Below are 14,641 nucleotides of genomic sequence, written 5' to 3'. Positions count from 1 at the left end.
CTGTTAACGGCTGCCGGTAGTAGGCCCCGGCAGGTTTAGATTGCCACTATCGATGAAGCGCGTGGTGCTGAACCAGCCACCGCCCAGTTTTCCGCGCAGAATGTAGGGCATGTTGTTCAGCGATTGCATCTGGCCCAAGCCGTAGGTCTGGCGGATCACCGAAAACGCCGAAACGCTCACCGGAACACTCACCACCGTATCGGAATAACCTTCAACCGAACCGTACCCGTCCGTGACCCCTGAGGCAAATGGATGGCCGTTGATGTCCATGTCCAGTGCCACGCCGTGGAAGTTGATGGCCGCTCGATTGGGGTTCAGCACGCGGATGTGTACCGTATATCGCATCTCCATACCCTCGCCCCGCAGCGGTTCGAGGCCAACAACGCTGACCTTCACCGGATCGCGATGGGGATATGAATAGGGGTATGTGGTACAGGCACCCAGCAAGAGCAACAGGAAGGAAATCAACACCGCGTGGACGCTACGCATGGGTATGCTCTCGTCTGGTAAAGGGCTGGACCGCCGACGGCGCAACCCTGAGCCAGTCTAGCGGTTTGACTGTGTGAGACCTGCCGGCGTCGAGGATCCACCCTTGGCCGGTACCTCCGGATTCTCCATGACTTGCAGAATCGAGGCTTCCGGATCGAAATCGTCTTCTTCCAGCTCGATGAATTCTTCAGGCAGGAAGATATTAAGAACGATAGCGCACAGCGCGCCAACGGTGATGGGCGACTCGAAAATGTTGTGCAGCGCCTTGGGCAGCTCGCGCAAGACCTCGGGCACCGCGGCCACGCCCAGGCCCATGCCGATGGAGATCGCTACGATCAGCATATTGCGCCGGTGCAGCCCGGCCTCGGCGAGGATCTTGATGCCGGCCACGGCGACGGTGCCGAACATCACCAACTCGGCACCGCCCAGCACGGGTTTGGGCATCAGTTGCAGCAGCGCGCCGATCATCGGGAACAATCCGAGCAGCACCAGCAGGCCGGCAATGAAAAACGCCACATAGCGGCTGGCCACGCCCGTCAGCTGGATCACCCCATTGTTCTGGGCAAAGGTCACCATCGGCATGCTGTTGAAGACGGCGGCCATGGCCGAATTGAGCCCGTCGGCGAGCAGGCCGGACTTGATCCGGCGAATGTAGATCGGGCCTTTGACCGGTTGCCGGGAAATCATCGAGTTGGCCGTCAGGTCACCGGCGGCTTCCAGCGGCGACACCAGGAAAATCACCGCCACCGGGATGAATGCCAGCCAATCGAAGGAGAAGCCGTACTTGAACGGCACAGGTACGCTCATCAGCGGAACGGCGGGCAGGCTGTTGAAATCGACGTGTCCTATCAGCCAGGCGACGAAATAACCGAGGGTCAGGCCAATTACAATGGCGCCCAGGCGCAGGAACGGCACATCCACCCGGTTCAAGACGACGATCGTCCCCAGCACCAGTGCGGCCAGCCCCAAGTGGCTGGCGGCACCCAGGTCAGGCGCGCCAAAGCCGCCAGCGATATCGGTCATGGCGACTTTGATCAGCGACAGCCCCATCAGGGTGATGATAGTGCCGGTGACGACCGGAGTGATCAGCATCCGCAGCTTGCCGATGAACTGACTCAACACCACTTCGATGAATGCAGCGAAGAAACACACGCCAAAGATGGTCGAGAGAATCTCATCGGTACCACCGCCCCGGGCCTTGACCATGAAACCGGCGCTGAGGATGACGCTGATGAACGAGAAGCTGGTGCCCTGCAGGCACAGCAATCCCGACCCGACCGGGCCGAAGCGCCGCGCTTGAACAAAGGTGCCCAGGCCGGAGACGAACAACGCCATGCTGATCAGGTAAGGCACTTCACTTTGCAGCCCAAGGGCGCTGCCCATGATCAGCGTCGGCGTGATGATGCCGACAAAACTCGCCAATACGTGCTGCAGGGCGGCGAAGATGGTCGCGCTCAGGTGTGGGCGGTCATGGAGGCCGTAGATCAGGTCATTATTGTGCGGGCTTAGGACTTTTTCAGAGGCGGTCATGGTGGTCTGCGTGCCAAAAGGCTGGCCGGGTCGGAAAATGGAGGCGCAGGATGCCAGAACCGTCTGCCTACCGCAAAAAAGACTCGGCGCGCGTTTGCTCAGAGCCGTGGCGCCAGTACCTCGCTGACGCTACGGCGCCTGGCATGCAACTCGCTGGCGTGTATCAGTTGTTCGAGGTCTTCGGGGGTGACGTCAAAGAAAGCCTCCATGTCCGCCAGTGCGCGTTTGAGATCCTCGGTGGTGATTGCCTGGCTGTCGACAGGCGGGTGATCGGCAGGAATAAGGGCCACCGGTTCACTGGCACGCTTGGGGTAGCGAACCCGCGTCAGGTTGTTGTAGGCAAGGGCGCACAGCAACATCGTCGCCGCGCCAAGCATGACTGGTCCCAGGGCTTTCCAGTCCATGGCGATGGTGGCCGGATCGGCCAGCACCAGCGTCAGGGCCAAGGCGCCGGCTGGCGGATGCAGACAGCGCAGCCAGCACATCAGGACCACGGCCAAACCCGCTGCCAGGCAGGCGCTGCCGAGCGTGCGGCCCAACAGATGGGCCATCAACAGGGAAACCAGCGCGGCACTCAGGTAGCCGCCGAGAATAGACCAGGGCTGGGCCAGGGCGCCGGACGACACGGCAAATAGCAGTACTGCTGATGCCCCCAGCGGGCCAATCAAGTGTTGTGCCACATCGATACCGAACACCAGACTGCAGACCCAGACACTGAGCAGTGTCCCCACTGCCATGCCGATGGCGGCACGACTCCATTCGCTCGGGCGGGTATTGATGGTGGCAGGTAACCAGCGGGAAAACATTTGCAAAAAGCTCCAAAAAAACGAGGTAAAAAAAGGGCTTGGCCGGGAATCCCGGAAAGCCCTTGAAGTTGTTCCTGCCATTGGGGGAGGAACGGGCGATAGTGTGCCGTTCAGCTCATATGCTGACAAATTCATATTAATGAAGTTTCAGTGCATTAATTTTGCTTTAACGAAGCGCGACGCCCGCTCATGAAGCACAACAGACCGCCCACCGCCGCCAGGGCGCTCAGGGCATAAAACATCGTTGGAGCGGGTGTGTGCATCAACAGGAAGCCGCAAATCACCGGGCTCAATGCGCCGCCTAGCGCCGCCAGGTTTTGTGCGCCGTAGTAACTGCCACGCAGTTCTTCCGGAGCCAGGGTGTCGACGAAGAGGAATTCGGCCGGGTAGATGATGATTTCCCCGAGGGTAAAAATGAACATCGCCACACACCAGGAGATCAGGCTGTCTGCCAGGCTGAAGCCAATCAGGCCGACAATGAACAGTGCAGTACCCGCGACTATCCAGTGACGCAGCTGTTCTCGCTTGAGGAAACGCCCGATCTGGTATTGCAGCAGGATCACGCTGAAGGCGTTGCAAGCCAGCAGAGCGGCCATGATCTGCATGGTGTGCCCGGGATTGCTGGTCACCAACAGGTATTGCGACAAGTAGAAAGTAAAACGACCATGGACCACGGTGCTGAGCAGGCAACCACAGGTGAACATGATCAGCGTGCGGTCGTTTTTCAGGGTGATCAGGGTTTTAAGGAAGCTTTGAGCCCGACCGATGACAGGAGCCTGCGGCGTATCCCCGGGAATCCCGGTCATCAGGAAAATGCTGAAAAACGCGATGCCCGCTGCAATCAGGAACGGCGCAGCGGTATAGGTACCGGCGATCACCACACCGAGCATCGGGCCGACAGCGTAGCCGATGTTGGTCAGGGTGTAGCTCAGGGAAAACGCCTTGGCACGCTGACCCACGGGCAGGTTTTCACTGAGGATCGCCTTGGAACCGATGAGGAACAACGCTGAGGCAGTCTCGGTGACGATCAGGGTGAGAGTGGTCAGGTAGAGGTTGGTGGCAAACGTCAGCAATATCAGGCCGATGGCGCTGGAGAGCATGGCGAGGATCAGCAACCGACGTTTTTCGAAGCGATCAATGATGTAGCCGCCATAAAGGGCGAGCAGCGTGGCGATGAACACCGCTATGCCAAGCAGCAGGCCGACGTCTTGTTGGTCCAGGCCAAGCTTGTCGCTGACGAAGATCGTGAGCAGCGGGCTGGTGATGGCGCGGCTGACAACAATGGTCAGAGAGCAGATCAGTAACCGGCGAATAACGAGGGAATAGGTGGCCACTGGAACGAATGTCCTTATTCACAGGCAGGCTGGGTCGTCGGAGTGATCATGCTGCCTTTAATGTGACAGTCAAGGCAATCCAGAGCGCATCGCACTGCGTCGATGGCCACAAAGGCAATGCGTTATCGCCGCACATCGGCCGGGGGAAAGCAGGTTGGCAAGCTGTTCATTTCCTGCCATTGAGCGGGAAAAGTCCTGCAGTAGTTTTTAGCTGTATCCGAAAAATGTTCTAATTATCAATTTTTTCTTTCTGTCGTTATCTCTCAAGGCTGTTCCGTTTGATTGACTTGTCTACTGCTGATAAACGTAATTCCATCACCAGTCCGCTGACCCTGTACCTGGCGCGACTGGCGCCCTCAAGCCAGTTGACCATGCGCTATGTGCTGCAAGATGCCGCCGACCGTCTCGGTTTCGAAGACAGCGACATCGAGGAAATCCCCTGGCATCACCTGCAGCCCGAGGATGTCATCGCACTGGTGGCGACCTTGCGTACGGACGGCTACGCGCCCAACACCTCCTCGCTGTACGTCAACGCAGTGCGCGGGGTGATGAACGAGGCCTGGCGCATGAGCCTGATCAGTCAGGAGCATTTGCTGAAAATGCGTACGGTCAAGGGCATTGCCGGCACGCGGCTGTCCCAGGGGCGCAATCTGCGCCGCACGCTGATCCAGGAGTTGATGGCCGTGTGTGCGGCCGATCCACGGCCACAGGGGCTGCGCGACGCGGCGATCATCGCGATTCTGTACGGCTCGGGGATGCGCAAGTCGGAGTCGGTCAACCTTGAACTGAGTCAGGTCAATTTCGCCGAGCGCAGCCTGCAGGTCACCGCCAAAGGCAATAAGCAGCTGATCAAATATGCCCCGGCCTGGGCCTTTGAGAAACTGGCCGCATGGCTGGAGCTGCGTCGCTCGCAGTTGAAGGAAGGGGAGGTGGACGATCCGTTCCTGTTCAACCGAATCCGGCGCGGCAGTCATATCACCCGCGAGCGCATCACCAAACACGCCATCTACTACATTGCCCGGCAACGGGGGACGCAGGTCGGAGTGAAAATCATGCCCCACGATTTCCGGCGTTCATTCATTACCCGCGTGATCGAGGAGCATGACTTGTCGATTGCGCAGAAACTGGCGCATCACAGCAATATCCAGACCACGGCCAACTACGATGTGCGCGATGACAATGAGCGGCGGCGGGCGGTCGATCGTTTCGATCTTTGAACTTGCTAGCTCAGGCTTCGTTCAGGACATGGGCATGGCCGATGGTCGAGACCTGAACCGCACTGCCGGCCGGTGGTGCGTACATGCCCGAACTGCGTACCAGCAGTGATCGACCGGGGAGTTCATCGCTGGCCGAAGTCTGCAGTTCCACCGTCAGGGTGCAGGTGTTGCCGCTGAAGTCGCGCTCGGTGACGACAGCTCTGCATCCGCCAGCGTCCACGTCATTGGGCAGAATACTGATCAGTTGCAACTGTTCGGGCCGCAGCATTATCTGTGCCGAGCTGTTGTTGCGATGGTTGTTGACCGGTATCCGCCCCAGGTCGCAATGGGCCCAGCCGGCCTCGATCCGCGCGGGCATGACCACGGCGTCACCGAGGAACAGCGCGGTTTGCTCATCCTCGGGGTAACGATACAAATCCAGGGGGTGCCCCGACTGGACCAGCCGGCCATGGCGCATCACCGCCAACTGATCGGCGAATGACAAGGCTTCACTCTGGTCATGGGTCACCAGAATGGTCGTGACGCCGGTGTCTTCGAGCAGTCGTGCGACCATTTTGCGCATCGCGGCGCGCAACCCCGTATCGAGGGCCGAAAACGGCTCATCCAGCAACATCAAACGTGGCTGTTGCGCCAAGGCGCGCGCCAGCGCCACGCGTTGCTGCTGGCCGCCGGACAGTTCGTGGGGCCAGCGCTCGGCCATCTTCGAATCCAGTGCCACGCTGTCCATCAACTCAGCGACGCGCTGCTGTTTTTCCGTGCCCTTTATCGACAGGCCGAAGCCAATGTTGGCGGCCACGGTCATGTGCGGGAACAGCGCGCCGTCTTGCGGCACGTAGCCAATCAGGCGTTGATGCGCCGGTACTTCGTGGGTGTTGTCGACCAGGGTCTGGCCATTGAGCGAAAGGCGCCCGGTGTCGGGTAATTCGAAACCGGCAATCATCCGCAGCAACGTGGTCTTGCCCGAGCCGGAAGGGCCGACGACAACCGTGCGGCTGCCGCTGGGCACCGACAGGCTGACGTTGTCCAGGGCGCGATAGGAGCCATAGGATTTGTTGAGGGCATGCAGTTCAAGTGTACTCATCGGCCGGCCGTTTTTTTCGATTGGTGATACAGGATTGCGGTCAGCGGAAGTGACAGCACAATCATCAGCAAGGCATAGGGTGCAGCGGCGGCGTAGTCGATTTCGCTGGTCATCGCCCAGAACCCGGTGGCCAGTGTGCGCGTGCCGTTGGGGGCGAGCAGCAGGGTGGCCGTCAATTCGTTGGTGATGGCCAGGAACACCAGCGCCGCGCCGGCAGCGGCCCCGGGTGCTGCAAGGCGCAAGGTGATCAGCCACAGTGCCCGGGAGGGTGAGCGACCAAGACTGCGGGCGATGTTTTCCAGCTCCACCGGCGCCTGGGCGATGCCTGCGCGCAGACTCACCAGGGCCCGGGGCAGAAACATCAGCAGATAGGCGAGCAAGACGGTGATCGTGGTCTGGTAGATCGGTCGGGCGAAATGGATGGTGACCGTCACCAGGGCCAGCGCGACGACAATCCCCGGCAGGGAGCTTGTGATGTAGTTGCAGCTTTCCAGCATCCGTTGCATACGGCCGGGGTAGCGAATCGACAGCCAGGCAATCGGGATCGCCGCGCAGGTTGTCAGTGCCGCGCCGGCAACTGCGAGCAGCAAGGTCTGTTCCAGGGCCGGCAGCAATTCAGCCATGTCCCAGACTTGTACGCCACCGGCGATCAGCCAGTTGCCCAGGGTAATCAACGGAACACCCAGGGCGAGGAGGCAGGTCAGGATCAACAGGGCCAGTGCGAGCACCGTCGACGTTGTCTTGAGGCGCAGCACCCGTTGCTCCCGGGCACTTCCCGAACCGACCCGGGCATAGCGCGCAGAACCTCGGGCCGCCGATTCCAGGGTCAGCATCGCCAGGCAACACAGCGCCAGAACACTGGCCAGCATGTGCGCGGCGGGCCCGTTGAAAGTCGACTTGAACTGGTCGAAGATCGCCGTGGTAAAGGTGTCGAAACGAATCATCGCATACAGGCCGTACTCCGCCAGCAGATGCAGGCCGACCAGCAAGGCTCCACCGCAGATGGCCAGGCGCAGTTGCGGGAGCACCACACGGAAAAACACCGCCCAGGGTTTTAGCCCAAGGGATTCGCCGACGTCTTCGATGGCTGGATCGAGGCGGCGCAGGGTCGCCGCCACTGGCAGGTACAGAAACGGGAAATAGGCGATGACCGAGACCAGCACCCCGGCAAACAGCCCGTGAATCGGTGGCACCAGACTGACCCAGGCATAGCTGTGCACGAAGGCGGGTACGGCCAGTGGCGCGGTCGCCAGCAAGGACCACCAGCGCCTGCCCGGCAGGTTCGTGCGCTCCGTGAGCCATGCCAGCGTCACGCCCAGTGCCACGCACAGGGGGATCGTCAGCAGCACCAGCAACACGGTGTTAACCAGCAGTTCGCCGACCCGTGGCCGGAACACCAGCGTCACCACGCTCGACCAGCCAGTCTGCAGGGAGACCCCGATGACGTAGGCGATTGGCAGCAATGCCAGCAACGAAACCAGCACGGATAAACCGATCACCCACGCACCGCCGCGTCCGGCGAACACTCCGCGGGACCGTCGACGCAGGTTTGCGGACGTCGCCTCGGCGACGTCCGCTGGCAGGCTTTCAGGTATCAATTAGAGCAGTCCGGCTTGTGTCATCAGCTCTACGGCCTTCTTGCTGTCGAGTTTCGAGGCATCGACTTTGGGCACATCGAGTTGCTGCAGGGGCATGAGTTTAGGGTTCGATTCTGCGTTCTTGCCCACGGCGTATTCGAACGATTTGCCGTTCTTGAGCACCGCCTGGCCATCCTTGCCGGTGATGTACTTGAGGAACGCCTGGGCTTGTTCCTTGTGCTTGCTTGAGTCCAGCACGCCGCCACCGGAGATGCTGACAAAAGCGCCAGGGTCCTTGTTCTTGAAGTAGTGCAAGGCTGTGTTTTTGCTGTTTTCGCCGGTCTTGGCCTGATCGACGAAGGCGTAATAGTGATAAATCACGCCGCTGTCGATCTGCCCGGCATTCACCGCTTTGAGCACCGAGCTGTTGCCTCGGTATGCAGTGAAGTTGTTTTTCATTGCCTTGAGCCATTGGAGGGTCGCCGCTTCACCTTTTTGCTCGAGTATGGCCGCGACGATCGCCTGGAAGTCCGCACCGCCCGGCGACGCCGCCCAGCGACCTTTCCAGTTTGGCTCGGCCAGGTCCATGATCGATTTCGGCAAATCGGCTTCTGCCAGTTTGCTCGGGTTGTAGACGAATACGGTAGAGCGGGCAGCAATACCTACCCATTTGCCGTGGGCCGGGCGGTAGGCGTTATCGACCTGCTCCAGGGTGGCGGCGTCGACCGGGGCGAACAAACCCGCGTTGTCGACCAGCACCATGGCCGGGGAGTTTTCGGTCAGGAACACATCGGCCGGGGACTCGGCGCCTTCCTGCACGAGCTGGTTACCCATTTCGGTGTCGTCGCCATTGCGCAAGGTGACCGGGATGCCGGTCTCCTCGGTGAAACCCTCGACCCAGGATTTCGTCAGGCTTTCGTGTTGTGCGTTATAGACCACGATGCCAACGGAGTCGGCCGCGTACGCCGGGCCCGCGCTCAGCAGGGCTGTGACCAGCAAGGCTTTTTTCAGCAACGAAGGGATCTGGGGACTCATTGTGCAGCTCCGGTATTGTTAGGATCGCGCACGCAGATTCGACGGAATCGACGGGAAAGGTCGTCGATCAGTGTAGAACAATAGGAATCATTTGCATGTTTGAGGTGCGCGAATGTAGAGGGCCAAATGAGAAAAAAACGTCAAATTATTGGTTAATTACCGTGAGCAATTGACGTGTCTGGGACGTTCGCTCAATGACGGGGCAAGCCGCCATTGAACGATGAGGGAATGACCGTCCCGCAGGTCAGGCCGCCGGGCAACCCCCTTGTGTTCTGGCTGAGGCCTGGCTGATCAGCGCGGCCAGGCGCTTGACGTTGGTCTGCTGCGCCGCCACCAGTTCATCGATGGACGGTCCGGAAGGCGTCTGCAAGGTACTGCGGCAAGTGATTAAGCCACTGTCACCTTGATTGACACCACGCAGGCGCCACTTCACGTCAATCAGGCCGTATTGCCCGGGAATCGAATCAAACCGCAGCACTTCCACCAGTACTGACACCTTGCGCTGAGGATTGTTGTTGACCATCTGGTCCGCCAGGGCGCTGCGCAGTTCGTCCACCAGGCTGGCACCCCACCACTGGGTTTCAAGAATGGCCATGCCCGTGTTGCCTTCGCGCACAACGATCTGTGGACGATCGACCTGTGGCGGTACGGTGAGTACCTCGATTTCAATCTCCGAGGTGGTTCTTGCGCTCGTGCCGAGTTGCACCGGGGTCAGGGTATGGAACTCGATAGGATCGCTGCGGCAAGCGGCGAGCAAAGCCAGCGCAGCGACCAGTGTGATCTTTAGCGGAAAAGCCATGGGGGTAGCTCCTTTGGTCATTTGCTCGGTGGCCCTTTCAGGTCCATGGGCGCGGCATGATCGGGACGGCCGCGAATCAGCGATTCCGGATGCCGGCCCAGATAATCCGCCAGGTCACGCAAGGAGCGCGATGTACGTCCCAGTTCATCCAGGGTCTGACTCAGTTTTTCCCTTTGCGGTGAATCCTCGGCCAGGGTCGAGCCGGCCGATTTCAGCGTTGTATCGGCGGTTTGCAGGGTCTTGCTGACGTCCTGCAGGGTGGTGTTCACACCGGGCAGGGTCTTGGCGTTGAACTGCACCAGGCCTTTGCGCAATTCCACCAGGTTGCTGTCGAGGTTGCCGGCAATGCGCTCGATCGGCAGCTGATTGAGTTTGGTGACCATGGCCTCGAGCTTTTCCTGCAATTGTTCAAGATTACCGGGCACCGTCGGAATGGTGACCGGGCGCGCGGCCGGATCGAAGGCGACTTTGTCGGCTTTCGGGAAGAAGTCCAGGGCAATGTACAACTGGCCGGTCAACAGGTTGCCGGTGCGGGCCTGGGCGCGTAGACCGTTTTCGATGAAGGTGCCGAATACGCGTACACCCGCCGCTTCGTCATTGGGGTCATGATTGAGGGCCTTGAGCATTTCGGTGTGGGCTTTGCCCAGGCGCTGCGGGTAAATCACGATGCCGACATTGAGCGGGAAACTGCGCTTTTTCGCATCGAAATCCAGATTGATCGACACCACCTTGCCGATTTCCACGCCGAGGAACTCCACCGGTGCATCAATCTTGAGCCCGCGCAACGCCTGTTCGAAACGCAAGGCCAGGTACTGGGGCTTGCCGTTGGGCGGGGCGAGGGCGGTTTGCTGGTCTTCGAAGAGTTCGTAGGTGTATTCCTCGGCCGCAGCCTTGTCGCCAGGGCTGTATTCAGGCGCGCGGAACGCAATGCCGCCCACCAGCACAGAGGACAGGGATTCGGTCTTGACTGCAAAACCGTTGGCGCCGACGCTTACGTCAATGCCGCTGGCGTTCCAGAACCGGGTGTTTTCGGTGACGTACTGATCGTTGGGCGCATGGATGAACAGGTCGATGTTCACACCTTTACCGTCCGGGTCCAGGGCGTAGGCCACCACTTGGCCGACTGGAATCTTGCGGTAGTAAACCGGGGAGCCGATATCCAGTGACCCGAGGTCCTGAGTGTGCAAGATAAAACGCTTTCCGGGCTCGCCGTAGGTGATGGCTGGCGGATTCTCCAGGCCCTTGAAGTTTTTTGCCCGGCCATTGGCCTGGCCGATGTCGGCGCCAATATAGTCACCAGACAGCAGCGTATCGATGCCCGATACACCGCCAGCGCCAATGCGTGGCCTTACCACCCAGAACTGCGAGTCCGAGCGAGTGAAGGTTTCTGCCTGTTTGGCCAGTTTGATGGTGGCATTGACGCTTTTCTGGTCACTGCTCAGTTCCACATCCGAGACATGGCCGATCACCACATTGCGGTACTTGACCTCGGTCTTGTTGGCGGTCAGGCCGCTACCGGTCTTGAACGTGACGGTGATGGTCGGTCCTTCCTGCAACATGCTGTGAACCACCAGCGAAATCCCCACCAGGACCGCGACGATCGGTACGATCCAGACGAGCGATACGCTGAAACGACTGGTCTTGATCGGTGCCTGTCCAGGGGGTTGTAACCCGTCAGTGGCTTTCGACTGCATCCTTGACCTCCTCGTTTAGTGACTCTTTGCGCTTTGCATCCCAGATCAATCTTGGGTCGAAACTCATTGCCGCCAGCATTGTGAACACCACTACCAGACCAAAAAACAGAATGCCCAGACGCGGTTCGATGTCGGCCAGGGCTTGAAATTTCACCAGTGAAGCCACCAATGCGACGACGATGACGTCGAGCATCGACCAGTAACCGATGACCTCGACGAAACGGTACAGCGCCGATCGCTCCTTGCGCGCCCAGCGGCTTTCACGCTGCACGTTCACCAGCAGCAGGGTGAGGGCGACAAACTTGATGCCCGGTACCGCGATGCTCGCGATGAAAATGATCAGGGCGATGTCCCAGGCGCCTGCGGCCCAGAACTCCAGCACGCCGCTCATGATCGTGCTGTCCGCCCCGTTGCCGACCATCTCGGTGTTCATCACCGGCAACAGGTTGGCCGGAATGTAGAACACCAGCGCCGTGATCATGTAGGCCCAGGTACGGATCAAAGAATTGGGTTTGCGCCGATGCAGCGGTGCGCCGCAGCGCTCGCATTCGTGAGGGTCCAGGGTCATGTCGCAGGCCAGCCCGCAACTGTGGCACAGGCACAGGTTAAGTTCGCCGGCGACTGGAGGCCTGCTCATACGATGTCCCACAGTTCACGGATGTCGCGCCCGGCGATGCGGATCATCATCAGGCTGAGCACCGCCAGGGCAAACAGACCAATGCCTGGCAGTACGTCCAGCAGGCCAGCGAGTTTGATCACCGCGACCATCGCCCCCAACAGACAAACCTCGAGCATGCTCCAGGGCCTGAGGGATTCCAGCCAGCGCATGCAGAATTTGAACCCGGGCGCTCGCCGGAAGGTAAGGGCAAAACCCAGGACCCAGATCAACAGCAAAAGCTGGAAGATCGGCGCAATGATCATCGCGATCGCTGCCACCAAAGCGATGAAGGTGATCGGCCCCAGAGTCAGGGCGAGCACCGAGTCCCACAGGGTGGCGCTGTTTTTCATGCCTTTGAGGCTGATGCTCATGACCGGATAGAAATTGGCGAAAATCCACAGCATCAACGCCGCGAAGGTCAACGCCAGGCGTTGTTCCACCGTCAGGCCGTTATAGCGCTGTAGCACGCCGCCGCAGCGTGTACACAGGGTTTTCTGATGTTTGGCGAGCGTCACTTTTTCATACACGCAATCGCAGTGCTCGCAGATGATCAGTTGATCAGTATTTGCCATGGGCCAGGCTCGACAGGAGGCAGGAAATTCAGAGCACCCCCTCAATATAGAAGTGACTCGCGATTGAGCAAATCGAAAGTCGAAACAAGGGGATGGAATCAACACGCGGTGCTGGCGATGTCGTGAGCCGGGATTTGACAGTAGCAGTTGCGCGAGGCGCCGGTTGCCCGAATGGAGCGACTGCCGGCGGCGCTAAAATGGTCACCTGACCCCCGGCCTTGCAGGAGCGAGCATGCTCGCGATGGGCTCAAGAACGCCGTGGTTAACCAGTAGACACGCGTTATCGTTATCGACCATCGCGAGCTTGCTCGCTCCTACAGAAATACCACGGGTCAAGCGGCCATGTTGCCCGCTGCCCGATCCTTTTTGACACTGGCTCTCATGGCCTCCATCTGACTGCCGAGGTCATCAAGCCTGGCTTTGCCCAACAGCTTCTTCGCCTGAGGAAACATTTCGGTTTCCTCCTCTTCGATATGGTGTTCCAGCAACTCTTTGACCACCTTGACGCGACCCGCGAACTCCGGCGTGGACGGATCGGTCAGCTTCAGGTCCGGCAACACCAGCGAGTCCACGGTGCGGTGTTCTTCCTTGGCTTCAAAGTACATGATGTCCTGTTCCTTGCTGCCAGCCTCCTTGAACGCCGGATACAGAATCTCCTCTTCCAGCCGGGTATGAATTGAAATTTCCATTTCAAGTTTTTCCAGGAGCTCGGTGCGCTTCTTGATCGCACGATCCGTCGACTCGCTCAACTGGGCGAGGATGCTCTTTACCTTTACATGGTCGGCTTTGAGAAGTTCGATGGCATTCATGGTGGTGTGGCCTCTGCTCTTGACGGAGTGACGACCCGGGCGGGTCGACGTTGTGCATTCCTCAATGCAGTCGCATTTCCCATGCCAGCGCCGAAATCGGAGCCAGTGCTGAAAATTCAATGACTTGCGTGCGTCGGGCAAAAACAGTGGCGTGCAGTCTGCAAGAAACGCCTGGCAGAGCATTGCAGATAGCCGATATTCAGTTCCGCCGTTCGGCCACCAAGAGCAACGATTGCGGCACAGGACTCTGCGGATGCTGTGGCTCCTGCAGCCAGACCAACTGAAAACCGCCCATGTCCAGGGCATTGAGCCAACTGGATAATGTCCGCAAGTACCACGGCATGGGTTGCCACTGCCCCTTTAACCCGGCAAAGGTTTCCTCGCGCCAGCCGTCCTGATAGTCGCCCGCCGCCGCAGCCCAAGGGTGCAGCGTCTGGATCACCAGCGCACCACCCGGGGCGAGCAGGGCGTGCAGGGCGGCGAGCAGCGGGATGATGTCCTGGTGCAGCAGGGCGAAATTGGCGCAGATCAGGTCGTAATCCCTGCCGATATCCACGCTCGCTTCCACCAACGTTTGATAGCTGGCCAGATGCACCGGTGCAGATCCCGCCGCCCGTGCCGCCTCGACCAGGGCGGCATCGCCATCCACTCCAACCACCTCGACGCCGCGTTCACTCAGTGCACGCAGCAGCCATCCTTCGCCGCAGCCCAGATCGAGCACGCGCTGCGGTTGCCGGCCCAACACCGCCAGCAGGATTGCCTGGTCGGTGACCTTGTGCCGGCTTTCGATGCTGGCGCTGCGGATGGCTTCGATCCAGGCATGGGCGTTGAGGTGCCAGCTTTGGAGGAGGGTGGACTCAGGGTCGGGCATTTGCTAATCCGGCGGTTGAAGGATGCAACCAAGGATAGAACATGCGGGTCTTGCGAACCTTTGCCCTGCTGATGTTCGCAGGACTCAACCGCTCACCTTTTTCCTGATTGACGTGTCCGAAGGGTAAAGCCTTGGCACAATGCGCCTTGTGTACACTCACATCGATACT

General features: G+C 59.7%; 14 protein-coding genes. 1 reads left to right on the top strand and 13 read right to left on the bottom strand.

The genetic code is table 11. The annotated features are described in order from the left end of the window. Positions 1–3: 3 nt before the first annotated feature. From KW839_RS01180 to KW839_RS01165, 4 genes are all read right to left on the bottom strand, one after another. Positions 4–489 carry an LEA type 2 family protein gene (locus KW839_RS01180; RefSeq protein ID WP_060542234.1) on the bottom strand — a complete coding sequence of 162 codons (486 nt, stop codon included), beginning with the start codon at positions 487–489 and terminating at the stop codon, positions 4–6. A 57-nt stretch (positions 490–546) separates the two neighbouring features. Then, positions 547–2,019 carry a nucleobase:cation symporter-2 family protein gene (locus KW839_RS01175; protein WP_218423123.1) on the bottom strand — a complete coding sequence of 491 codons (1,473 nt, stop codon included), beginning with the start codon at positions 2,017–2,019 and terminating at the stop codon, positions 547–549. A 98-nt stretch (positions 2,020–2,117) separates the two neighbouring features. Beyond that, positions 2,118–2,825, bottom strand: a complete 708-nt coding sequence (locus KW839_RS01170) for an HPP family protein (RefSeq protein WP_218423122.1) — start codon at positions 2,823–2,825, stop codon at positions 2,118–2,120. Between the two features lie 155 nt (positions 2,826–2,980). Further along, positions 2,981–4,159: an MFS transporter gene (locus KW839_RS01165; RefSeq protein ID WP_218423121.1), complete on the bottom strand. Its 1,179-nt coding sequence runs from the start codon at positions 4,157–4,159 to the stop codon at positions 2,981–2,983. Positions 4,160–4,437: 278 nt separating this feature from the next. Here KW839_RS01165 and xerC point away from each other — a divergent pair, with 278 nt between their 5' ends. Further along, positions 4,438–5,376, top strand: coding sequence for a tyrosine recombinase XerC (gene xerC, locus KW839_RS01160; RefSeq protein WP_060542230.1), 939 nt, complete (start codon positions 4,438–4,440; stop codon positions 5,374–5,376). Positions 5,377–5,386: 10 nt separating this feature from the next. Here xerC and KW839_RS01155 read toward each other — a convergent pair whose 3' ends face one another. From KW839_RS01155 to KW839_RS01115, 9 genes are all read right to left on the bottom strand, one after another. Continuing rightward, on the bottom strand, positions 5,387–6,457 hold the full coding sequence (locus KW839_RS01155) for an ABC transporter ATP-binding protein (protein ID WP_218423120.1): 1,071 nt from the start codon (positions 6,455–6,457) through the stop codon (positions 5,387–5,389). Then, complete coding sequence (locus KW839_RS01150) at positions 6,454–8,052, bottom strand: iron ABC transporter permease (RefSeq protein ID WP_218423397.1); 1,599 nt, start codon at positions 8,050–8,052, stop codon at positions 6,454–6,456. The genes KW839_RS01155 and KW839_RS01150 overlap by 4 nt, the downstream gene beginning before the upstream one ends. 3 nt (positions 8,053–8,055) lie before the next feature. Then, positions 8,056–9,069, bottom strand: coding sequence for an iron ABC transporter substrate-binding protein (locus KW839_RS01145; RefSeq protein ID WP_218423119.1), 1,014 nt, complete (start codon positions 9,067–9,069; stop codon positions 8,056–8,058). A 244-nt stretch (positions 9,070–9,313) separates the two neighbouring features. Continuing rightward, positions 9,314–9,868, bottom strand: coding sequence for a membrane integrity-associated transporter subunit PqiC (locus KW839_RS01140; protein ID WP_218423118.1), 555 nt, complete (start codon positions 9,866–9,868; stop codon positions 9,314–9,316). A gap of 17 nt (positions 9,869–9,885) precedes the next feature. Then, positions 9,886–11,562: an intermembrane transport protein PqiB gene (locus tag KW839_RS01135; protein WP_060542226.1), complete on the bottom strand. Its 1,677-nt coding sequence runs from the start codon at positions 11,560–11,562 to the stop codon at positions 9,886–9,888. Further along, a complete protein-coding gene (locus tag KW839_RS01130; protein WP_218423117.1) occupies positions 11,543–12,199 on the bottom strand; it encodes a paraquat-inducible protein A in 657 nt (218 codons plus the stop codon). The genes KW839_RS01135 and KW839_RS01130 overlap by 20 nt, the downstream gene beginning before the upstream one ends. Next, a complete protein-coding gene (locus tag KW839_RS01125) occupies positions 12,196–12,792 on the bottom strand; it encodes a paraquat-inducible protein A (RefSeq protein WP_060542224.1) in 597 nt (198 codons plus the stop codon). The genes KW839_RS01130 and KW839_RS01125 overlap by 4 nt, the downstream gene beginning before the upstream one ends. Positions 12,793–13,124: 332 nt before the next feature. Then, positions 13,125–13,601 (bottom strand): hemerythrin domain-containing protein, encoded by a 477-nt coding sequence (locus tag KW839_RS01120; RefSeq protein WP_060542223.1) that lies wholly within the window; start codon positions 13,599–13,601, stop codon positions 13,125–13,127. A gap of 199 nt (positions 13,602–13,800) precedes the next feature. Then, entirely contained in the window at positions 13,801–14,472 is a 672-nt protein-coding gene (locus KW839_RS01115; protein ID WP_218423116.1) for a bifunctional 2-polyprenyl-6-hydroxyphenol methylase/3-demethylubiquinol 3-O-methyltransferase UbiG, read from the bottom strand. Positions 14,473–14,641 lie beyond the last annotated feature (169 nt).

It is taken from the genome of Pseudomonas sp. PDM31 (assembly GCF_019218965.1).
In the GTDB taxonomy this organism is placed as follows: Bacteria; Pseudomonadota; Gammaproteobacteria; order Pseudomonadales; family Pseudomonadaceae; genus Aquipseudomonas.
This window is presented reverse-complemented; position numbering and strand designations above follow the sequence as displayed.

Bases quoted from the DNA above. Each gene is read 5' to 3' on its own strand.
- KW839_RS01180 (WP_060542234.1), bottom strand. From the start codon at position 489: ATGCGTAGCGTCCACGCGGTGTTGATTTCCTTCCTGTTGCTCTTGCTG.
- KW839_RS01175 (WP_218423123.1), bottom strand. From the start codon at position 2,019: ATGACCGCCTCTGAAAAAGTCCTAAGCCCGCACAATAATGACCTGATC.
- KW839_RS01170 (WP_218423122.1), bottom strand. From the start codon at position 2,825: ATGTTTTCCCGCTGGTTACCTGCCACCATCAATACCCGCCCGAGCGAA.
- KW839_RS01155 (WP_218423120.1), bottom strand. From the start codon at position 6,457: ATGAGTACACTTGAACTGCATGCCCTCAACAAATCCTATGGCTCCTAT.
- KW839_RS01145 (WP_218423119.1), bottom strand. From the start codon at position 9,069: ATGAGTCCCCAGATCCCTTCGTTGCTGAAAAAAGCCTTGCTGGTCACA.
- KW839_RS01140 (WP_218423118.1), bottom strand. From the start codon at position 9,868: ATGGCTTTTCCGCTAAAGATCACACTGGTCGCTGCGCTGGCTTTGCTC.
- KW839_RS01135 (WP_060542226.1), bottom strand. From the start codon at position 11,562: ATGCAGTCGAAAGCCACTGACGGGTTACAACCCCCTGGACAGGCACCG.
- KW839_RS01130 (WP_218423117.1), bottom strand. From the start codon at position 12,199: ATGAGCAGGCCTCCAGTCGCCGGCGAACTTAACCTGTGCCTGTGCCAC.
- KW839_RS01125 (WP_060542224.1), bottom strand. From the start codon at position 12,792: ATGGCAAATACTGATCAACTGATCATCTGCGAGCACTGCGATTGCGTG.
- KW839_RS01120 (WP_060542223.1), bottom strand. From the start codon at position 13,601: ATGAATGCCATCGAACTTCTCAAAGCCGACCATGTAAAGGTAAAGAGC.
- KW839_RS01115 (WP_218423116.1), bottom strand. From the start codon at position 14,472: ATGCCCGACCCTGAGTCCACCCTCCTCCAAAGCTGGCACCTCAACGCC.